Genomic DNA, 22,365 nt, shown 5'->3' on the forward strand with positions numbered 1-22,365 from the left:
AATGCTCACATTTTAAAATTATCTCGATAAATTAATAAATTCATAGTGATTATATTAGGGAATTATTAAGATAGATTTCACGCAAGAAGGGTTGTCTTACCGAGAACTTTTTTTGGTATAATAAGATATCTGAAAAGATTAGTATCTTATTTTGTTATGGCATGATTTTTAAATCTTTTTACAACTATATAAATAATAGCAAGGAGAAATAGTACGCCTAAAATCCAAGGCCAAATTGGTGATGATTGAGTAAATTGAATAGGCGAAGTGTCTCCGATTAAAACCAGTCCAGCCCAATATTGTGGTGATAAGGTTCTACCCTCGGCACTCGATAGATATTCTAACTTTGCTTTTTGTAGCGCTTCATCTTTACGTAAACCTTTTTTCAGATGGTTGTAGAACATCTCAATAATTTTAGCACTGGTTTGCTCGTCTATCTTCCAAAGGCTAGTCAATATACTCTCACTGCCAGCGTAGTTAAAAGCATGCGCAAGTGAAATCATCCCCTCCCCAGGTTTATAAGTTGGTTTGCCTGTTTCGCAAGCGGTCAAAATGGCTAAATTTGATGATAAGTTTTCGTTATATATTTCATAAGTATAGAGCGAATTATCATCATCCGAAATATTTTTTGCAAAGATAAGACGTGATAGTTCTGGTGATACATTATTAGATTCTGCATGCGTGCCAATATGAATAATTTTATGTTCTTTTGCCCGCTCTGTAAAGATTTTTTTGGATGCATTTTCATTCAGAAATGATGTTCCATTAAAGAGTTTGGTATATTCTTTTGCAAGATTTGCAGCAAAAGGTTGTGGTAATAATTGCATGTAGGTTCTATCTACGCTAAGTGAGTCTGTAATTGCAACACTGTAATTTTCTTTCATCTCATTATTAAACTCAGGTGCAAACGCTATAAAATCGTTGTCATAGTGTATGGTCTTTTTATCCTTGTCTAACAGATATAGACTGTAGTTGTATGAAATGATATACTTCGAAAGTAACATAGAATTGGCAAGATCTTTAAGAGAATTTGTCTGTCTAACGGTTAAGGTCTCAAAGCTTAAGTTAAATAATTCATGATCTGGAATAATGACTACTTTATTCGTGACAATCTTATTTTCAAAGGGTTTCCAGATTTGATTGTAAAGCTTAAATAGTGATTTGCTGTTTTTTTCTTCCTTTAACAAATTGTCTGTTAATGAGTTTATTGTGATTCCAAGATCAGCTCCATCTAACTTGTGCAATGAGCTGGAATTAGAATCTAATAGAAATACGTATAACTCTTCACCAATAAAAAAATACCTTATTATAGTCGTGTCTTCAGGTACGTTTGATTGGATGTTTCCCAATGATTGCTTCAATGTTTCATACCTTAATTTGTAATATTTAGGATAGTTAAGTTTTAAATCTTCTAGAAAATCGACCCATTCTTTATTTTTTGAAGTAAAATATTGAGTTGTATTAGTTTTAAAATCGGTTTCCAGTCGAAGCAATGCTAAGCTGTCTTTCAACTGTTTCTCACGTTTTAATATTGATTCTGGTAACTTATAAAATTGGATATTTTCCCTTACACCTATTTTAGAACGAATACGATTGTAAATTCTGGACTCGTGCATAGAAATGAGATGATCCAAATATTCTTTTTTGTTAGTAAGACTATATAATTGCAGTGCAATTTGCATTGAGAAATCCAATAAAGATGAGGTTTTAAATATATAGTCATTTCTGTCAATATCAGAAGTGTATTTTGAGGCATTATTGTTGAGCTCGTCTATAGACTTTTTAAGAGCTTTAAAAATTGAGGACACAGCCTCCACATCTGTAGTGTCAATCAAGTTATAATTAGCTCTGCTTTTATTAAAATTAGCCGCTATTTTTAATTCATGCCAAAAGATTGAATCCATGTTGGTTGTGGCTCTGTTTCTTTCTATGGCATCTAAGCTTTTGTTAGCCCAATTAATACTCTCATCATATTCTTTTAGATTAAGTTTTATTTCGGCTAAAAGATTATATGCTTTTATGGTTTCAAGTTTTTCACCAGTTTCTGTTGCCTTTACAACATCTAGTAAACGGTTTGCTGCGTTATTTGCCTCTGGTGCAAAATTATTTCTAGAGTAGAAAGCAGCGGCTTCCCTAAGTTTTGTGAGCCTATCAAAATTGTATTTACCAGGGCTCACAATGTTATATAAACTATCACAAGTTTTATAAGCTTTGTAGGCCTCTTCGGTGCGACCAAAATTCTCAAGAATATTGGCTTTGGTTCCTATGCCATAAGTCATATAACCTGCATAATTACTAGATAAATTCTGGAATTTTTCATTAGATTCATCAATCAGTTTAAGAGCTTCTTCATTATCATGAGCTACCCATTTACCTTGCGCTAACTGATTTGTAAATATGACTTGTTGAATGCTGTTTTTCGGGAAGTATTCTTGGGCTTTATTATAATTAAATTCAAAGAGTTGAATGGCACGTTCTATTTGACCTAATTTTACGTAATTACTTCCCATATCATTTATGGTGGCCAAATAATTATACCTAATGTTGTCTATGCCTGGATGATTTGAAGACGAGTCAATAAAAACCTTATATTTTTGTATGGCATCCTGCTGATTTTTTAGTGACTTTTGAAATTTGCCCTGATTCATATAAATTATGGCAATATTTCCATTCAGTACTGCTGGATAGTAATAGCGTTCGCTCAATGTAACTCCTGATTTTCCTAATGCCTTAACTCCCTTATCAAAGTAATAGAGCGCACTATCCAATTTGTTCTCATTTTGCATCATTAAACCGACAATATTGCCTGCATTATAAATATTTGTTGCCGTTGCTTTTGGATTTCGTTCGTTAATATTAAAAGTTTCGATACCATGCTTTTTTACCAAATCAAATTTTCGCATAAAATAAGAAGTACTCGCTAACCCATAAGTTCGTTTGGCCATTTTATTCAATCTATCTTCCGTTGTTTTTTTTGCAACTTCTAATCCTAGTTTATTATAATTATAAGATTCTTGGTAGAGTTGGTTTTCTACAGTGAGAGTGGCCATATCCGAATAAGCGTTATAAAGCGCCTCTGGATTTTGGGTAATTTTTCTTAAGCGTTCTAACGCAGACTCACTTTTTTTAATAAAATCAGAATCCCCTTTAAGTTTAGCAATTCTTCCAAAAAAATAGGTGAGATTAGAGAGTGAATCGTACTGCTTGTTATTGAGATAAAATTTTTCTTGTAATTTCAATTCTATTTCAGCCTTTTCTAAAGAATCAGCATCAATTAAATTTTCGATATTTTTTATTGAATATTCATTATTTTTTTGACAAACTGAAAATTGATAACTTATTATAAAAAGAAATAAAATAACTTTTTTAAAATTATAAAATCTTCTCATAATCAATAATTTATAACAAGTTTTAATTGTTTAGAATAGAAAGTAGGGCTTTACTTTTTTCTGTATTAGACAGCTTAAAATTTGCTTTTGCTTTATTAACGTTTCCATTTTTTAAATAGGCTAGTCCTAAATATAAATAAGCATCATTAACTAGTGCAAACTCCTTGTTTAGAGTCGCATCTTCCAAAAATAAGACTGCTTCGTTCTCATTGTTATTCGCCAAATGAGCCACACCAAGAAAGTAATTTAGCGTATCATTTTTTGGTTTGGCATTCTGCAAGGTCTCCCATTTCTTTATAGCTGTTTCAAAATTTCCTTGCTTATAATCCACCATAGCCTCATAAAACTCATAATTATCATTACTGCTCATTGTAGTTGGCAGACCAGGATCTGGAGAAAAATATTCTGCATAAAGACGCTCATTTGGATCCACTCTAAATTGCCAAATACTCACTGCTCCAATAATAAACATGGCTGCTATGGCAAGCTTTTTCCAATCGATATGGCGTACATTGGTTTCAGACTTGGTAGAGATTTTTTGCTTGTCGATCTCGTTATGGAATACATCAAGCTGGTCTTTCATCTCTTGTGTCTCTATACCTGTAAGAATAGTTTTTATGTCTGCTACCTTATTTTTAAAATCTTCGTCAGTCTCGAGTCTATACTCAAATTTAGCCGTTTCATCTTCGGATAGCTGACCTTTGAGATAAGCATCAATGATTTCAAATTCTTGCTGTGTAATGTTATTAGGTTTCATTTCTATTAATCTTTATTCAGGGCAATTTCTCTTAATTTTTGCATACACCTGTATTTTTTATTCCGGGTTGAGGCAGAATCCAAAGACAGTTCTTGTGCGATGAGATTCATGGACTTCTTTTCAAAATAAAACTTACGCAGTAAGCTTTTACATGCTTCGCCTAAACTTTTAAAGGCTTGCATTACATCTTCTAATCGTTTGTCTTTTAAAATGTCATCATCAATATCATTATTTTCTTCATCTTTTATTTCAAAATGATGCAGATGTGAGGCCACGATTGTCTTTTTATAACCTTGCGAACGCAACACGTCTAACCATTTGTTTTTTGCTATTGTATATAGATAACCATTTATGGAAGATTCCGTTTGTGGTATAAATTTATTCTGTTTTATGTTTTGCCAGACGGCCAAGAAGGCTTCTTGGTATATATCTTTTGCTTCATCCTTAGACCCACTGTTTTTTAAAACCAACAGTTCTATTTTTGGGTAATTTGAAATATACAGATTTCTCAATACCTCCGTATTGTTATTCTTTATGGCTTCAACAAAGCTCTCTTTTGCAGTGAGGATGATTTCTTTCTTTTGCATTGTGTTTCTAAATATAATAGAAACCAACAAGTTATCAAATCATCTCCGACTAATTCATTATTTATTCTGATAAAACATTTTTTGTTCATCCAACTACACATAGAAAGACATTACGGATTTTAAAGCTTGAAATTAACATGGCAACACCTTGTACAAAATGCTATATCTGTCATGTCAAGATTTATACCTTAATCAAAGTTTTTAGTACTGTCTTTTACATCTACCTCTGCGTCTTGGGCGTCAGTGTTAGAGTTAGATGTGTTTTTACACGTAGTATGCAGCTGTGGGTCCAATAACGTTAGCACATAGCTGTGATGTAAAGTTAGCTAAGTTGTTATTGTTATTGTTAGTGTTGGATTCTTAACTGCATGAGACAAAAATAAAAGTTAAGACTGCGATTTTTTATATACTTGGTAGTTCTCATAAATTAGATTTGTTTTTTAGAAAATGGAAGAGTTTAATAATGTCATCATTTTAGTACTACCTTTGTATTAAATTCTTTCTATATGCACAAAGCAGGTTTTGTAAATATTATTGGTAATCCCAACGTGGGTAAATCCACTTTAATGAATGCCTTTATTGGTGAAAAATTATCTATTATCACTTCTAAAGCCCAGACAACTAGACATCGTATTTTGGGTATTGTAAACGGTGATGATTTTCAGGTAATATTAAGTGATACACCTGGTATTATAAAACCAGCATACCAATTGCAGGAATCAATGATGGATTTTGTAAAGTCTGCCTTTGAAGATGCCGATGTGTTGATTTATATGGTAGAAATAGGAGAGAAAGAATTGAAGGATGAGGCGTTTTTTAAAAAAATTACCAATTCAAAAATTCCTGTTCTGTTATTGTTGAATAAAATCGATAAATCCAATCAAGAACAAATGGAAGAACAGTCAGAGCTATGGCAAAATAAAGTGCCAAATGCCGAGTTTTTCCCAATCTCAGCAACTGAAGGATTTAATGTTCAGAATGTTTTTAATAGAATTATAGAATTACTTCCCGAATCTCCTCCATTTTACCCAAAAGACCAATTAACAGATAAACCAGAACGGTTCTTTGTCAATGAAGCAATCCGCGAAAAAATATTAATGCACTATAAAAAGGAAATTCCTTATGCGGTAGAAGTCGATACAGAAGAATTTTTTGAGGAAGACGATATTATCAGAATGCGCTCAGTAATTATGGTAGAGCGCGAAACGCAAAAGGGCATTCTGATCGGTCACAAGGGTTCCGCATTAAAACGCGTTGGCATAGAAGCCAGAAAGGATTTAGAAAAATTCTTTGGCAAGCAAGTGCATTTAGAACTATATGTTAAAGTGAATAAAAACTGGAGAAGCAACCAAAAACAGTTAAGACGTTTTGGTTACAATAACAAATAGGCGGTTATAGGTACTCTTTTCTAAATTTAGTAAACTTTATTATTTTAAGGTTGAGTCAAGCACAAATCACAGATCGTGAAACGAAAATCATAAATTAAAAGCTACCTTTGCAATCGCTTACAGGATATGTAATGCAGATTAAATAAAATATTATGGGAAATATTGTTGCTGTTGTAGGAAGACCAAATGTTGGAAAATCGACCTTTTTTAATCGCTTGATTCAAAGGCGCGAAGCAATTGTTGATGCCGTAAGTGGCGTAACAAGAGATAGACACTATGGCAAAACCGACTGGAACGGTCGCGAATTTTCCGTTATTGACACTGGAGGTTATGTCGTAGGAAGTGACGATGTTTTTGAGGCAGAAATTGACAAACAAGTTGAACTTGCCATCGATGAAGCAGATGCCATTATTTTTATGGTAGATGTAGAAACTGGTGTAACAGGTATGGACGAAGATGTCGCAAATTTATTAAGAAAAGTCAATAAACCTGTTTTTCTTGTCGTAAACAAAGTAGATAACAACAAACGCGCAGCAGACGCTGTAGAATTTTATGCACTTGGCTTAGGAGAATATTTCACAATAGCTAGTATAAATGGTAGCGGAACGGGTGACCTATTGGATGCAGTAGTTGAGGCTTTACCAGAAAAGGAGGAGGTTGATGAGGAAGAATTACCGAGGTTTGCAGTGGTTGGAAGACCTAATGCAGGTAAATCTTCATTCATAAACGCCTTAATTGGTGAAGAAAGGTACATTGTTACTGACATTGCTGGAACGACCAGAGATTCTATAGACACGAAGTACAATCGTTTTGGTTTTGAATTTAATCTTGTCGATACCGCTGGCATCAGAAGAAAAGCGAAGGTAAAAGAAGATTTAGAATTTTATTCTGTAATGCGTAGTGTGAGAGCCATTGAACATTGCGACGTTTGCTTATTAGTATTAGATGCCACTCGTGGTTTTGATGGACAGGTACAGAACATTTTTTGGCTTGCTGAACGCAACAGAAAGGGTATCGTAATTTTGGTAAATAAATGGGATTTGGTCGAGAAGGAAACCAAAACTGCTAAGGAATTTGAAAAACATATTAGACAAGAGATAGCACCATTTACAGATGTACCAATTGTGTTTATTTCGGTATTGAATAAACAACGTATTTTCAAAGCTATTGAAACTGCAGTAGATGTTTATAAAAATAGAACCAAGCGTATCAAAACAAGTGTGCTTAACGATACATTACTTCCGGTTATAGAACACCAACCACCACCAGCTTACAAGGGCAAGTTTGTAAAAATTAAATACATTATGCAACTGCCAACACCGCAACCTCAGTTTGCCTTCTTTTGTAATTTACCTCAGTATGTAAAAGAGCCTTATAAGCGTTTTTTAGAGAATCAATTACGAGATAGATTTGATTTTTCTGGTGTTCCAGTAAGTGTTTATATGCGTAAAAAGTAAACTTTATATTTCTTTTAAGAAAATTCATACGATTTTCTTTTTACTTGCGTTGTCGTAACTAGCTATTCATCAATCAATCAACTATGAAGAGACTATTTTTAGTTTTTGCATTACTTTTTGCATTTCAATCTTATTCACAAGAAAAAAAATTTGAGATTTCAGGCACATTAATAGGGGCAGATTCAAAACTTCCATTAGAATCTGCTACAATTTACTTAGAGCGTGTAAAGGACAGTAGTGTGGTTACCTACACAATTTCTGATAAAGAGGGGAAATTCAATTTGGAAAACACTACATATGACAATGATCTTAATTTCTACGTCTCATATGTGGGTTATAAAACCTATTTCAAAAACATACAAATAGATAAAGAAATTATAGATTTAGGTACCATTAATATGGCTATTGACGATAATATGCTAGGAGAAGTATTGGTAAAATCTACCGCACCCATAACGATTAAAAAGGATACCTTAGAATTCAATGTAAAATCTTTCAAAACAAAAAAGGATGCGAATGTGGAAGATCTACTCAAGCAATTGCCTGGCGTAGAGGTTGATGAGGAAGGAAATATTACTGTTAACGGAAAACCGGTGAATAAAATTTTGGTCAACGGCAAACCTTTTTTTGGCAACGATCCTACCATAACCACTAAAAATCTTACCAAAGATATTATTGAAAAAATCCAAGTTGTTGACACCAAGACCAAGGCAGAAGCGTTTACCGGAGAATCTGGCGATGAAGAAAATAAAACCATAAATCTTACCATTAAAGAAGAGAATAACAAAGGCATATTCGGTCGTGTCTCAGCGGGCGCTGGTACCAATGAGCGTTATGAATTTGCTGGAATGATCAATTTTTTTGATAACGACCAACGTGTGAGTGTGTTAGTGGGAGGTAATAATATCAACACACCTGGATTTAGTTTTGGTGAAATTTCAAAAATGTTTGGAAACGCAGGTGGAATTTCATTTAATAGTAATGGTTCTTTTTCCGTTGGAGGACGTTCTTTTGGAGGTGGGCAAGGTATAACTACGTCCCAAAATGCTGGCGTTAACTATGCAGATGATATTGGTAAAAATACCGAGGTCGCCGCAGATTATTTTTATTCCTCAAGCAGTTCTGAAAATGAAAGCGTTTCAGAACGAGAAACTATTTTAGCGGATTCGCGCTTTTTTACAAATTCCAACTCAGTATCAATAAACGATACGGATAGTCATTCTATTAATTTAGAGTTTGAAATTGAGACGGATACCACGTTTCAAATCAACATAGAGCCTTCTTTTAATTATTCAAATTCTCAAACTCGTTTTAATAGTAGCGATGAAACATTAGATGAAGACTTAACCTTAACCAATCGTTCTCAAGTGAATTCAAACGTTACAAGTGACGTCAGAGGATTTAACAATGAGATTTCAGCCACAAAGCGTTTTGGCGATAAGGGAGCATTTGTAAGAATGAGGTTAGAAACGGAAATTAATCAGCAGGATAGTGAGGATTTTCTTAACTCAGTGGCCGAGGTCTTCGGAGATAATCCAGAAACCATAATGCGCGACCAGTTTACCGATGGAGAGAACAATAGTTATGGTGTTTCAACCGAAATTAGATATCGACTTCCTCTGTTGGCTCAAAAGCTATTTATGGATATGCAATACGAATATGCTCGAGATAAAGACAATAATAGACAGAGCACGTTCGACTTTAATAATGATACACAGGATTTTTCGGATTTTAATACTGATTTAAGTACGGATTTTAAATATACAGATATAAGAAATATCCCTGAGATAGGTATTAGTTATCGTGACGATAAATGGTCTGGAAGAATAGGTGCTGGTTACAATATCAGAACATTGAAAAATGAAGATCTTTTAAGACCACAATTTAATGTAGAGCGACAATTCAAAAATTTTCAGGCTGATGCAAGATTGAATTATAGATTTGGTCAGGGAAAGAGCGTTTATGCTAATTATCGATTAAGAAATAATCCTCCAGGATTGAGGCAATTGCAAGCTTTTACAGATGTGTCAAATCCATTACGAATTGTTATTGGAAACCCTAACCTCGAACCATCAGACAGGCATAGCGTATTTGCAGGTTATTATAATTTCGACTGGCAAAAGCGTACCGGAATTTATGCAAACTTGAATGCAACTGTTACCAATAACCAAGTCATATCCAAAACAACGGTAGATCCAGAAACCTTAAGAAGAACCACGACTTATGAGAATGTAGATGGTAATTATAATTATGGCATTTCAGGTAGTTATTCAAAAGATATTAAACTGGACACAGTACGTACCGTAAAACTACAATTTAGGGCGAGATATAACTTTTCTAATAATATCAATTTCAATAATGATGTAAAATACTCTAGTAAGGTGACTACTATTTCTCCTCGTTTTGGGGTTGATTTTCTGTGGAACAAAGTCATGGAATTTAAACCATATTACGAGCTTAATTTTACCAATAATGCATTTGATATAAATGCTTTTGATGATAGGGAATTTACGAGCCATAACGCAGGAATACGAACAGCAACTTTTTTACCTAAAAAGTTAGAATGGCGTAACGATGTCGTTTTTAATTATAACCCAAATGTGGCTGCTGGATTCCAAAAATCGGCTTGGTTCTGGAATTCTACATTAGCCTATTCTGTATTAAATGATAAGGGCACTGTAACGCTAAAAGTTTATGATTTACTCAATCAAAACACTAACGCAAGAAGAATAGCAACTCAAGACTACATTGAGGATACTCAGAGCACCGTCTTGAGACAGTATTTTATGCTTAGTTTTAGTTACAAGTTTAATAGTCTGGGAAGTAAAGGTGAAACTGGTAGGGGTGATGTTATCTTTTTTGACTGATGATTTTTGAAAAAAAAAGCTAATCCCATAGCAGGATTAAAGAATCAATTGCTCTGTCTATTCCTTCGTAATATTTTCTTTTTTGGAAGTGTGGCACTACTATTGACTCGATAATTTCTTTGCATTCATAATCAGATATGGTTTTTTCAGTACCTAATCCGGTCGAAATTGCGATTTGTCTATCGTATTTTGAGATAGTAATAATTAACCCGTTGTCCTTTTCCAGTTTTCCAACACCAAGTTTATTGGCGACATTCGTGCTATAAACTTGAATACTTTGGTCTTGCAAGAGTGAATCTATAATAAGAACTGCAATCTCATTGGTAGTCTGACGTTCATAATCCAAAATTTTTAAAGTCAATGAGTCGCGTTGCGATTTAGAAAATAAATCTGAAGAATCTATAACAAAACTTTGAAAACTGACTGTCGTGGCTTTATTTTTAGGACTTTTACAGCCAAGAAAAAAACAAAGCACCAATGCGATTATTAAACTTGAATTTTTGATATAATAGAGTTTATTTGACTAATCAATAATTTACCATCCTCCAGAAGCTCCGCCACCACCAAAACTTCCACCACCAAAACCTCCACCGAAGCCTCCACCTCCAAAGCCTCCGCCAGAAGATGAGCCTCCGCCAAATATACCACCTCCAGAGGACGAACCTCCTCTGTAGTTTCCACGTCCCATATTGCTCAAGATAATAGCTTCCAAAATACTTCGACTGTCTAGGTCATTACCTCTGTTGCCGCCATTACGACCACCTCTACTTTTTGAAATAATTATGATGAAAACTATAAATATGAAAAACAAAAAGATAAATACGCCAACGGGAAATCCGCCTGAATCATTTTGTCTAGTGCCTTGGTATGCTCCTGTCATGACTTCGAAAATGGCATCTGTACCACGATTGAGTCCTCCGTAATAATCCCCATTTTTAAAATAGGGAATGATGTCACGCTCAATAATCCGTCTGCTCATAGCGTCGGTTAAAAGATACTCAACACCTTGTCCAGTATTGATGCCAATTTTTCTGTCGTCTCGAGCAAGTAGAATAAAAATACCGTTGTCCTCTTTTTCTTGGCCAATTCCCCAAGATTCTGCCCATTGTGTCCCCAAATAATTGATGTATTCTCCTTCTGTCGAACTGATTATGGCAACGACAATCTGAGTAGAAGTAGTGTCTGAATACCTAACGAGCTTATCCTCTAAATTTTGCTTTTCTGAAGCGGATAATAAATCGATATAATCGTAAACGCTAGTTTGGAAATCTGGTTTTGGAGGAATATCATATTGTGCATAGCCTATTGAAACTATGCCTAAAAAAAAGACAAAAATTAATCTAGAAATAAATGGTTTCAACGTTAACATTAACTTTTTGAGATTGTGTTATCCAGTTCATTAATATCACCTTTATTCCATGGGAAGTGCGAAGAAAGTACTTTACCAGCTTCAGCAATGCCATCTATGAGACCTTGTTTAAATTTTCCTTGTTTGAACTGATTGGCAATTTTATCACGTGTAGAGTTCCAAAAGTCAGCATCTACAACATCATTAATGCCCTTGTCACCATAAATTACAAAGGATTTTTTATCAACAGCAACATAAATCAGCACACCATTTTGATGCTTTGTATTGTCCATTTTTAATACATGAAAAATTTCCATTGCATGCTCAAATACATCTATATCGCAATCGCGCTCAATGTGAACACGAATTTCGCCCGAGGTATTTTTTTCAGCAATACGAATAGCTTCAACAATTTCAGCTTCTTCCGCTGAGGTTAGGAAATCTTCAATATTGGACATATATTATTCTAGTTGAAATCAAAGTTAACATCCGGAGCATTTTCACTACCAGCATCAGCTTCATAATAAGCCTTTTCATCAAAGCCTAAAGCACCTGCCACTAATTTAGTCGGCATTTGTCTAACGTAAGTATTATAGGGCTTTACAGCCTCATTAAACCTATCACGAGCAATATTAATACGATTTTCAGTACCTTCTAGTTGACTTTGAAGTTCAAGAAAATTTTGGTTGGCTTTTAAATCTGGATACCGCTCTACGGTTACCAATAATCTTGAAAGAGCGCCACTTAAGCCACTCTGTGCTTCTTGAAATTGGGCCATGTTTTCCGCTGTTAAATTATTAGCATCTATAGTTGTAGAGGACGCCTTTGCCCTAGCTTCTATAACGTCGGTCAATGTTCCACGCTCAAAATCAGCTGCTCCCTTCACTGTATTTACTAAGTTGCCAATAAGATCGTTTCTTCTTTGATAGCTACTTTCTACATTTCCCCAAGATTGGGTGACTGTTTCTTCTAAGTTAACGGCTTTATTATTAACGCCCATTCCCCAAATAACGAGAACTACGATAAGAACTATAGGAATGATCCATTTTTTCATATTGATTGGTTTTAAAGTTGAGTTTTAATTTTGATGAGTTGTGCTTTTATATCTTCAAGCTTTGCAATAATTTCAAAGGTTTCCAATGCTTGTTTCTTTTCTTCTTTTAGATGTGTTTTAGCACCTTCCAGTGTAAATCCACGTTCTTTAACTAAGTGGTAAATGAATTTTAGGTTGTTTATATCCTCTGGAGTAAATTTGCGATTGCCTTTTGCATTTTTTTTTGGCTTAATAACGTCAAATTCCTTTTCCCAAAAGCGAATCAATGAAGCATTCACCTTAAAGGCTTTAGCTACTTCGCCAATGCTATAATATCGTTTTTCTGGAAGATCTATGTGCATCTTAATCGAGGGATTGATTTTCTAATGATGCCTTTTGTAAAAGTATATCGTATTCTTCCGCAGATAGGTTGCCATAATAGAAGTTAATTGGGTTGATGCGTTCACCATCCTTAAATATCTCGTAATGCAAATGCGGAGCTTCAGAACGTCCTGTACTGCCTACATAACCAATAAGGTCACCGCGTTTTACACGTTGGTTTACTCTAACATTATATTTGTAAAGATGTGCATAAAGTGAAATATAGCCAAACCCATGGTCTATTCTAATGTGGTTACCATAACCCGTAGAGGCATTATCTGCACGTTTTATCACACCGTCTCCTGTAGCGTAAATAGGTGTGCCTCGAGGTGCGGTGAAATCCATACCAAAATGGAATTTCCTAACTTTAGTAAATGGGTCTGTTCTATAGCCATAACCAGACGCCATACGTGTTAAGTCCACATTATTTATAGGCTGTATAGCAGGTATAGCCTCCAAAAATTTTTCTTTATCCTCAGCTAATTTTGCAATTTCATCGAGCGATCTAGACTGTACCACAATAGCTTTTTCCAAAATATCCAATCGTTTGTTGGACTCTGTAATTAATTGCGAATTGTCAAACCCTTCGTATTTTTTATAACGGTTGATGCCGCCAAATCCCGCACGTCGCTGTTCCTCTGGTATTGGGTTGGCTTCAAAATATAATCTATAAATGGCATTGTCACGTTCTTCTACATTTTCCAAAGCTGCAATGGCATCATCCATACGTTTATTCAATAATTCGTACTGTAGTTCCATGTTCTGCAATTCCCGAGCTAATTGTCTTTCTTTTGGAGATTCAATAAAATATCCGGCTATGGAAACAAACAGAAATCCGAATAACGCAGCAGCTACCACAAATACAAGAGCGTATTTAAATGTGGTACGCTTTTTCCGCTTTATTTTGCGGTAAGAAAGCGTTTCGGAATCATAATAGTATTTTACCTTAGCCATATTTGAATTTATGCTATTTTTGCAGCTAATAGACGTACAAAGCAAGACTATTTAGTTAGCATAACGACCAAAGATAAAAATAGTTTTGTAAATGTGGTAATTAAACAACGATAAGGCTTTCTTTTAATATGAAATCTCAAAATATACGATCCAAATTTTTAAAATTCTTTGAAGACAAAAAGCATAGTGTTGTGCCATCTGCACCTATGGTTCTTAAGGACGACCCAACCTTAATGTTCGTTAACTCTGGTATGGCACCATTTAAAGAATATTTTTTAGGAAATGCTGAACCGAAAAACAATCGTATTGCAGATTCACAAAAATGTTTACGTGTTTCTGGAAAGCATAACGATTTGGAAGAAGTAGGCTACGACACCTACCATCATACACTTTTCGAAATGTTAGGTAACTGGAGTTTCGGTGATTATTTTAAAAAGGAAGCTATTGCCTGGGCTTGGGAATTGTTGACCGAGGTTTACGGAATTGATAAAGGTATATTGTACGTCACTGTTTTTGAAGGAAGTGAAGATTCAGATAAATTAGAAATGGATTCTGAAGCTTATAACATCTGGAAACAATATATTTCTGAAGACCGTATTTTAAAAGGCAACAAAAAGGATAATTTTTGGGAAATGGGAGATCAAGGACCTTGTGGACCTTGCAGTGAAATCCATGTAGATATTCGTTCTGCTGAAGAAAAGGCTAAAGTAGATGGTAAGACTTTGGTGAATATGGATCATCCACAAGTTGTGGAAATCTGGAATCTCGTATTCATGCAGTACAATCGAAAAGCAAACGGTACATTAGAAAATTTACCAAATAAACACATTGATACAGGTATGGGCTTTGAGCGTCTTTGTATGGTGCTTCAAGATGTACAATCCAATTATGATACAGATGTATTTACACCAATCATCCGTGAAATAGAAACCATTACAGACAAGACGTATGGTAAAAACGAAAAAGTGGATATTGCGATACGTGTGATATCAGACCACGTACGAGCTGTGGCGTTCTCAATAGCAGATGGACAATTGCCAAGTAATACTGGTGCTGGTTATGTGATACGTAGAATATTACGTCGTGCGGTGCGCTATGGATTTACTTTTTTAGATAAGAAAGAGCCTTTTATATATCGATTGGTTGATGTGTTGAGCAAAAAAATGGGAGAAGCATTCCCGGAATTAAAGGCTCAAAAGCAGCTGATTGAAAATGTTATTAAAGAAGAAGAAACCTCTTTTTTAAGAACTTTGGACCAAGGGCTGGTGTTGCTCAATGGTATTGTTGAAGAAACAAAAGGAGACACCGTTTCTGGCGAAAAAGCCTTTGAGCTTTACGACACTTACGGGTTTCCTATCGACTTAACCGCTTTGATCCTTTCGGAAAAGAATTTGAAGTTGGATGAAAAAGGCTTCAATGAAGAATTACAAAAACAGAAAAACCGCTCTCGTGCTGCGAGTGAGATGTCCACAGATGACTGGACCATATTAGTTGAAGATAACGAGGAAGAATTTGTTGGTTACGATCATTTAAGTGCCAATGTAAAAATTACGAGATACCGAAAAGTTACGTCTAAGAAAGAAGGTGAAATGTATCAATTGGTATTTAACCTAACACCATTTTATCCCGAAGGTGGTGGACAAGTAGGCGATAAGGGTTATTTAGAAGATGTGCATGGCGATGTAGTTTATATCTTGGATACAAAAAAGGAAAACAACGTCATAATTCATTTTACTAAGAATCTACCACGGCATTTAAATGAAACGTTTAAAGCTGTGGTTGATGCAAAGCAACGTTACAGAACGGAGTGCAACCACACTGCAACACACTTGCTTCATCAGGCACTTCGAGAAATTTTAGGAACTCATGTGGAGCAAAAAGGTTCTGCTGTACATTCTAAATATTTACGCTTTGATTTTTCACATTTTTCAAAGGTTACTGACGAACAGTTAAGGGACGTCGAAAACTTTGTGAATGCAAGAATTGATGGTAAATTAACACTTGAGGAAAACCGAAGCGTGCCAATGGATAGAGCTTTAGAAGAAGGAGCTATGGCACTATTTGGCGAAAAATATGGTGATGCCGTGCGTACTATTCGATTTGGAAAATCGATTGAACTTTGTGGTGGAACACATGTAAAAAATACAGGAGATATTTGGCACTTTAAAATTGTGTCTGAAAGTGCAGTTGCTGCAGGTATAAGACGTATTGAGGCCATTACAAATGATGCCGTGAAGGATTTCTATGCAGAAAACAACAAAGCTTACTCTGAAATAAAAAGCTTGCTCAATAACGCAAAGGAGCCTGTGAAAGCGTTACAAAATCTGCAAGATGAAAATGCCAGTTTAAAAAAGCAAATTGAAAATTTATTAAAAGATAAAGCGAAAAACATAAAAGGCGAATTAAAAAACGAACTTACCGAAATTAATGGTGTACAATTCTTGGCAAAAAAACTCGATTTGGATGCTGGCGGAATTAAAGATGTTTGTTTTGAATTAGGTAGCCAGTTTGAAAATTTGTTTTTGTTATTCGGAGCAGAAAATAATGGGAAAGCGATCTTGTCTTGTTACATCTCAAAAGAATTGGTGGCTAGCAACGATTTAAATGCAGGGCAAATCGTAAGAGAGCTTGGGAAATACATCCAAGGTGGTGGTGGTGGGCAGCCATTCTTTGCAACTGCGGGAGGTAAGAATCCACAAGGAATAGAACAGGCCTTAGAAGCTGCCAAGAATTATATTAAATAGCTCTATTGTCATCCTGAACTAGTTTCAGGATCTCATTACGATATGAAATTACAAACTAATATACCATTTAATAAACAACAGCACAATCAAATAGACTATGGTTCTAAGACAATACTTTTAGGCTCATGTTTTACTGAAAACATTGGAGAAAAATTTGAGTATTACAAGTTTCAATCTTTAGTCAACCCTTTTGGGATTTTATTTCATCCTTTGGCTATTGAAAATTTGGTGACCAAAGCAATCAACAGAAAGTATTATTCTGAAAATGATTTAATTTTTCATAACGAGCAATGGTTGTGTCTAGATGCACATTCAAAATTAAACTCAACTACAAAAGATGAACTTTTACAACAAGTGAATCATCAAATAGATGAGGCACATCAATTCTTAAATTCAGCTTCACATATCATTATCACTTTGGGTACAAGCTGGGTTTATAGAGAAATTTCGAGTGATAAAATTGTGGCAAATTGTCATAAATTACCACAAAAAAGATTCTTAAAAGAGCTACTTTCAGTTGATGAAATTTCAGAATCTTTGCAATCCGTAATCAGCTTGGTAAGGGATACAAACCCTAAAGTCAATTTTATTTTTACGGTTTCTCCGGTAAGACACTTAAAGGATGGTTTTGTCGAAAACATGCAAAGCAAATCCCATCTGGTAGCAGCGATCCAACAAGTAATTGAACCTCGAAAACAGCTGTATTATTTTCCGTCGTATGAAATTATGATGGACGAACTTCGAGATTATAGATTTTATAATCAAGACATGATTCACCCTAACCAAGTGGCGATAAATTATATATGGGATAAATTTAAACATGTTTGGTGTTCTGAGGACACTTTGAATATTCTAACGGAAGTTGAAACAATTCAAAAAGGATTAGGTCATAAACCGTTCAATTTCAATTCTGAGTCACATCAAAAATTCTTACTAGACCTAAAATCTAAAATCGATTCACTTAGGTCAAGACATCCAAACATAAATTTCTCTTAAATAGGTCTTTAAGGGAGTTTATTATATAAAAAATAATGTTTTTATTTGTAGATGCTTAAAAGTGTATTCTATCCAAATAAAGCAAATTCCTATGCGTGGGCAAATGTGTTTTTGCTCATCGTTTTGGTTGCTATTGGCAAGGTCGAAGCTTATGCAATTTTGTTTGGATATTTTTTGGAAACTATCATCATCGGCATCTTTAACATATTTAAGATGTATTTGGCATATAGGCACAATGACAAAAAGGCGTCTATTTTTGGGACGATAGTATTTTTCATTATGCATTATGGAGGTTTTGTTGCTATTCAATCAATTTTCTTATTTGCCATATTTTCATTCGGTAAAAACAGTTTTATAAACGAACCTTTTAATATTATAGAAAATTTTGAAGCTGTTATGAAATTGGACGGGATGGACCTCATACTCACAATTCTAGTTGGTACACAACTCATTAAATTTATTTTGGACTTTTTAATGCCGAAGAAGTATGAACTTTTTACAGTCAATGAAATTATGTTCAAACCCTATTTTAGAATTTTCATTCAACAATTTACGGTTATCATTGGTTCGTTTTTTATAGTCTTTTCAGAAGGTTCAGTGATGGCGGCCATGTTACTGATTTTTCTTCGCTTTATTGTAGATTTTCTCTTCGTAGCTATAAGAGAAGACAGCAAGTTTTTGGGCTATGTTATCAACCGCATTTACAACGGTAAGGTGAGTAAACCTGAACTTAAAAAGCAGCTTTTGTTGATTACAGAATAATATTGATATTTATTAAGAGTTTGGGTTTTTAACGTGATTTTTCAAGAGTTTTTTAACTATTAATTATCAAAATACCTGCGAGGTTGCAAAGTTTATTTAAGTGATAGAATTACAAGCAAGAAAACGATTCGTCTTTTTAAAACGGTATTCATCGAATAAATATTAACTAGCTGATAAATAATTATATATTCAAGGTGCTATTAATCAATTTGACAAAAGGTGTCATATAATTCTATTGCGAAAATAGAATATATCTGATGCCTTTTGTTTTTGTATTAACCTATTCGTTAAGGGTTTCAGGACAGAATAAACAACATTATTTAACCAATACGCTCTCAGGTACCAATAGTGTATAATCACCTTTATGTCTAATTACATCACGGACAATAGAAGAAGAGATAAACGATGTCTTCGCAGCAGTCAATAAAAATACAGTTTCAATTTTTGATAATTTTCGGTTCGTATGTGCTATAGCTTTTTCAAATTCAAAATCTGCTGGATTTCTTAAACCTCTCAAAATAAATTTAGCATCAATGCTTTCGCAAAAGTCAACAGTTAAACCTTCATAAGTCACCACTTTTACTTTTTCGTTGTTTTCAAATGCCTTTTCGATAAAGTTTTTTCGTTCTTCAAGAGAAAACATATAGTTTTTGTCGGCATTAATACCAATAGCAACAACGACCTCGTCAAACAGTTTTACACCACGTTTTATAATATCGTAGTGTCCGTTGGTAATTGGGTCAAAAGATCCTGGGAAAAGTGCTCGCTTCATCGATGTTGTTTTGTTATTGCTAATAAAAATGGGAATCTTTATTTTAATTCAAAGATAAATATTAATTTTTCAAAGCTTCTTCAATAGAATTATCAAATAAATCTTTCAAGCTAATGCCAGCAGCAGCGGCTTGTTGTGGTAATATGCTTTCTCTTGTTAAGCCAGGTATTGTATTCATTTCGAGTAGATAAGGTTCATCATTTTTAAAAATGAATTCACTTCGCGAGAATCCTGTCATGCCTAAAATATCATAGATCTTCTTAGCTTCAGTTTTTACCTTATTGGTATAATCTTCGGAAATTCTTGCTGGTGTTATTTCTTGGGATTGACCTTCGTATTTGGCTTGGTAGTCAAAAAAATCATTCTCTGATACTATCTCTGTAATTGGTAAAACGGTGGTTTTACCTCTATAAGAAATCACACCAACCGACACTTCAACTCCGTCCAAAAATTCTTCGATAATAATTTCGTTATCTTCTTTAAAAGAGTTTTCAATAGCTGCTTTTAGGTCTTCTTTTTTGTAAACTTTGGAAATACCAAAACTGCTTCCGGCTTTATTCGCTTTAACAAAACACGGTAGCCCAACCTTTTTTATAATGGCTTCTTCATCAATAGGATCGCCGAGATTTAGATAATAATTTTCAGCCATTTTAATCCCATAAGGTTTTAAAGTGGCAAGGAAATCACGTTTATTAAAGGATAAAGCCGCTTGATACATAGAACAACTGGTGTGCGAAATATTCAGCAAATTAAAATAGCCTTGCATAAATCCATCTTCACCGGGAGAACCGTGAATGGCATTAAAAACACAGTCGAACGCTATTTTTTCACTGTTTACTGTAGTTGAAAAATCGTTTTTATCAATTGGGAATTCTTCACCTACATTATTTACATAAACCCATTTATCCTTAAAAATATGAATGCGATAGGCATTGTATTTGTTACGATCTAATGTATCATAAACTACATTGCCACTTTTGAGCGAAATTTGATATTCACTCGAATAGCCACCCATGATTATAGCAATATTTTTTTTCATATTCATTGCCCACAAAAGTGGGTATCTACTGATTTCAAAATTCTAACGTAAAAGTATTGTTTTTTTTGAATAAAGTAAATCGCTTAAGTGATACGTATATAAATTTTATTGCGTTATATATTTTATTAGTTTTGTCATCAATTATCTAGCTCATGAGTTTTGTTAAGTTTCTGACCAGTAAAGTGTTTTTAAAGCAATTGGTCATTGCCATTGTGGCCGTTGTGGTCTTGTGTTTTTTGCTGTTAAAATGGTTGAACATATCTACAAACCACGGAGACTTTGTAGTTGTGCCTGATTTAAAAGGAAAATCCCTAGAAACCGTGAAGATAGAATTAGAAGATAACGATCTTACTTGGAAATTACAGGATTCTGCAAATTTTAATCCTAATTATCCAAAATATGCCGTCATTGAACAAAATCCAGAAGCTGGGTCTCAGGTAAAGGAAAATCGCAAAATCTATTTAATTCTCAATCCGTCTGGTTATCGCAAGGTTGAAGTACCAAACATTATGAAACGGACCTTTAGACAGGCCAAACCAACTCTAGAGGCACTTGGTTTTAAAGTGGGCAACATTACATATGTAGATTATATAGGAAAAGATGTGGTTATGGGTATGAAACATGAAGGTAAAACTGTAACAGCTGGCACTATGCTACCGCTCACTTCTACCATAGATCTTGTTCTTGGAAATGGCAACAGGCCATAATTTTAATTATTATGGTAAACATCAAAGACATGTCAGAGGATGAAGACGAACTTTATGAGCACTACGCTTTTAAGGTAGAAAAAGGGCAGCAACCACTCAGAATTGATAAATATTTAATGAATTTTGTTGAAAATGCCACCCGAAATAAGATTCAGGCAGCAGCAAAAGATGGGAGTGTTTTTGTGAATGACGTTCCTGTAAAATCTAATTACAAGGTAAAACCCCACGATTACATTACGGTGAAATTTGAGCATCCACCACATGAGAATTTATTGGTTGCAGAGGATATACCTATCGATGTGGTTTATGAAGATGACGACTTGCTTGTAGTTAACAAATCAGCAGGTATGGTTGTACATCCTGGTCATGGCAACTATTCAGGAACTTTGATAAATGGCTTGATTTTTCATTTTGAAAACCTACCCAACAATTCCAGTAACCGTCCAGGTCTTGTGCATCGCATAGACAAAGATACGAGCGGATTATTGGTCGTTGCAAAGACCGAAATTGCAATGGCGCATTTGTCCAATCAATTTGCCGAAAAAACCAGCGAACGCGAGTATGTCGCCTTGGTTTGGGGAAATGTTGAGATTGAAGAAGGAACGGTTGAGGGTAATATTGGCAGGCATCCCAAAAACCGATTACAAAATACCGTTTATGAGGGAGAAGAAGCGTATAAGGGTAAGCCTGCAGTAACCCATTACAAAGTTTTGGAACGTTTGGGCTATGTAACTTTATTGAGCTGTAAACTCGAAACAGGTCGTACACATCAGATTCGTGTACATATGAAACACATAGGACATACACTGTTTAATGACGAGCGCTATGGTGGTGAAAAAATTCTAAAAGGAACAACCTTTTCAAAATACAAACAGTTTGTAGAAAATTGTTTTAAAGTATTGCCTAGACAAGCATTGCATGCTAAAACCTTGGGGTTTGAACATCCTACAACAGGTGAATTTTTAAGATTTTCAACCGAAATTCCGGATGATATGCGACAGTGTATCGAAAAGTGGAGGAATTATGCTAAACATGTTGGTTAATTTTTTTCAATTTAGGTTTCTTAGTTGTGTTAGTTGCTTGCTTAATCTTTTTTACGCATAATAGATAGCCCTTATACCATCATCAATATTACTTTTAATTAATTCTTGAAACTCATTTTATTACATTGTATTTTTACATTG

At 34.5% G+C, this 22,365-nt stretch carries 19 protein-coding genes; 8 read left to right on the forward strand and 11 right to left on the reverse strand.

What is annotated here, in order from left to right; genetic code table 11:
* Window positions 1-146 precede the first annotated feature (146 nt).
* Genes HM983_RS03185 through HM983_RS03195 form a run of 3 tightly spaced genes read right to left on the reverse strand, consistent with a single transcriptional unit; the run spans window position 147 to window position 4,733 of the window.
* Window positions 147-3,389, reverse strand: a complete 3,243-nt coding sequence (locus tag HM983_RS03185; protein WP_179343942.1) for a CHAT domain-containing protein — start codon at window positions 3,387-3,389, stop codon at window positions 147-149.
* Window positions 3,390-3,411: 22 nt separating this feature from the next.
* Window positions 3,412-4,146: a tetratricopeptide repeat protein gene (locus HM983_RS03190; protein WP_179343943.1), complete on the reverse strand. Its 735-nt coding sequence runs from the start codon at window positions 4,144-4,146 to the stop codon at window positions 3,412-3,414.
* Between the two features lie 5 nt (window positions 4,147-4,151).
* Window positions 4,152-4,733: an RNA polymerase sigma factor gene (locus HM983_RS03195; RefSeq protein ID WP_179343944.1), complete on the reverse strand. Its 582-nt coding sequence runs from the start codon at window positions 4,731-4,733 to the stop codon at window positions 4,152-4,154.
* A gap of 506 nt (window positions 4,734-5,239) precedes the next feature.
* Between HM983_RS03195 and era the strand changes: the two genes are divergently transcribed.
* The 3 genes from era (at window position 5,240) to HM983_RS03210 (ending at window position 10,445) form a co-directional block, all read left to right on the forward strand.
* Entirely contained in the window at window positions 5,240-6,121 is an 882-nt protein-coding gene (gene era / locus HM983_RS03200) for a GTPase Era (RefSeq protein ID WP_179343945.1), read from the forward strand.
* A 152-nt stretch (window positions 6,122-6,273) separates the two neighbouring features.
* A complete protein-coding gene (gene der / locus HM983_RS03205) occupies window positions 6,274-7,578 on the forward strand; it encodes a ribosome biogenesis GTPase Der (protein ID WP_179343946.1) in 1,305 nt (434 codons plus the stop codon).
* Between the two features lie 83 nt (window positions 7,579-7,661).
* Window positions 7,662-10,445 (forward strand): outer membrane beta-barrel protein, encoded by a 2,784-nt coding sequence (locus HM983_RS03210; RefSeq protein WP_179343947.1) that lies wholly within the window; start codon window positions 7,662-7,664, stop codon window positions 10,443-10,445.
* Window positions 10,446-10,464: 19 nt separating this feature from the next.
* Here the strand turns inward: HM983_RS03210 and HM983_RS03215 are convergent, their stop codons facing one another.
* Genes HM983_RS03215 through HM983_RS03240 form a run of 6 tightly spaced genes read right to left on the reverse strand, consistent with a single transcriptional unit; the run spans window position 10,465 to window position 14,161 of the window.
* The gene (locus HM983_RS03215; protein WP_179343948.1) at window positions 10,465-10,920 is read right to left on the reverse strand and encodes a TPM domain-containing protein; all 456 of its coding nucleotides are present in this window, start codon (window positions 10,918-10,920) and stop codon (window positions 10,465-10,467) included.
* 60 nt (window positions 10,921-10,980) lie between these two features.
* A complete protein-coding gene (locus HM983_RS03220; RefSeq protein ID WP_179343949.1) occupies window positions 10,981-11,814 on the reverse strand; it encodes a TPM domain-containing protein in 834 nt (277 codons plus the stop codon).
* Entirely contained in the window at window positions 11,814-12,251 is a 438-nt protein-coding gene (locus HM983_RS03225; protein ID WP_179343950.1) for a TPM domain-containing protein, read from the reverse strand. The genes HM983_RS03220 and HM983_RS03225 overlap by 1 nt, the downstream gene beginning before the upstream one ends.
* An 8-nt stretch (window positions 12,252-12,259) precedes the next feature.
* The gene (locus HM983_RS03230; RefSeq protein ID WP_179343951.1) at window positions 12,260-12,847 is read right to left on the reverse strand and encodes a LemA family protein; all 588 of its coding nucleotides are present in this window, start codon (window positions 12,845-12,847) and stop codon (window positions 12,260-12,262) included.
* Window positions 12,848-12,858: 11 nt separating this feature from the next.
* The gene (locus HM983_RS03235) at window positions 12,859-13,188 is read right to left on the reverse strand and encodes a MerR family transcriptional regulator (protein WP_179343952.1); all 330 of its coding nucleotides are present in this window, start codon (window positions 13,186-13,188) and stop codon (window positions 12,859-12,861) included.
* A 1-nt stretch (window position 13,189) separates the two neighbouring features.
* Window positions 13,190-14,161, reverse strand: a complete 972-nt coding sequence (locus tag HM983_RS03240) for a M23 family metallopeptidase (protein ID WP_179343953.1) — start codon at window positions 14,159-14,161, stop codon at window positions 13,190-13,192.
* A 128-nt stretch (window positions 14,162-14,289) separates the two neighbouring features.
* Between HM983_RS03240 and alaS the strand changes: the two genes are divergently transcribed.
* The 3 genes from alaS to HM983_RS03255 are packed head-to-tail and all read left to right on the forward strand — an operon-like array spanning window position 14,290 to window position 18,663.
* On the forward strand, window positions 14,290-16,905 hold the full coding sequence (alaS, locus tag HM983_RS03245) for an alanine--tRNA ligase (RefSeq protein WP_179343954.1): 2,616 nt from the start codon (window positions 14,290-14,292) through the stop codon (window positions 16,903-16,905).
* 42 nt (window positions 16,906-16,947) lie between these two features.
* Window positions 16,948-17,901 (forward strand): GSCFA domain-containing protein, encoded by a 954-nt coding sequence (locus HM983_RS03250; RefSeq protein ID WP_179343955.1) that lies wholly within the window; start codon window positions 16,948-16,950, stop codon window positions 17,899-17,901.
* Window positions 17,902-17,952: 51 nt separating this feature from the next.
* Window positions 17,953-18,663 carry a DUF6498-containing protein gene (locus HM983_RS03255; RefSeq protein ID WP_179343956.1) on the forward strand — a complete coding sequence of 237 codons (711 nt, stop codon included), beginning with the start codon at window positions 17,953-17,955 and terminating at the stop codon, window positions 18,661-18,663.
* A 316-nt stretch (window positions 18,664-18,979) separates the two neighbouring features.
* On the opposite strand, the gene coaD is transcribed toward HM983_RS03255, so the two are convergent.
* Both coaD and HM983_RS03265 read right to left on the reverse strand, forming a co-directional pair.
* Complete coding sequence (gene coaD / locus HM983_RS03260; RefSeq protein ID WP_179343957.1) at window positions 18,980-19,435, reverse strand: pantetheine-phosphate adenylyltransferase; 456 nt, start codon at window positions 19,433-19,435, stop codon at window positions 18,980-18,982.
* Window positions 19,436-19,496: 61 nt separating this feature from the next.
* Window positions 19,497-20,474, reverse strand: coding sequence for a D-alanine--D-alanine ligase (locus HM983_RS03265; RefSeq protein ID WP_179343958.1), 978 nt, complete (start codon window positions 20,472-20,474; stop codon window positions 19,497-19,499).
* A gap of 152 nt (window positions 20,475-20,626) precedes the next feature.
* Here HM983_RS03265 and HM983_RS03270 point away from each other — a divergent pair, with 152 nt between their 5' ends.
* Both HM983_RS03270 and HM983_RS03275 read left to right on the forward strand, forming a co-directional pair.
* Window positions 20,627-21,181, forward strand: a complete 555-nt coding sequence (locus HM983_RS03270; protein ID WP_179343959.1) for a PASTA domain-containing protein — start codon at window positions 20,627-20,629, stop codon at window positions 21,179-21,181.
* Window positions 21,182-21,192: 11 nt separating this feature from the next.
* A complete protein-coding gene (locus tag HM983_RS03275) occupies window positions 21,193-22,224 on the forward strand; it encodes an RluA family pseudouridine synthase (RefSeq protein ID WP_179343960.1) in 1,032 nt (343 codons plus the stop codon).
* The last annotated feature ends 141 nt before the right edge of the window (window positions 22,225-22,365 follow it).

Origin of the sequence: Winogradskyella ursingii (assembly GCF_013403975.1) — a bacterium.
GTDB classification, from domain to species: domain Bacteria; phylum Bacteroidota; class Bacteroidia; order Flavobacteriales; family Flavobacteriaceae; genus Winogradskyella; species Winogradskyella ursingii.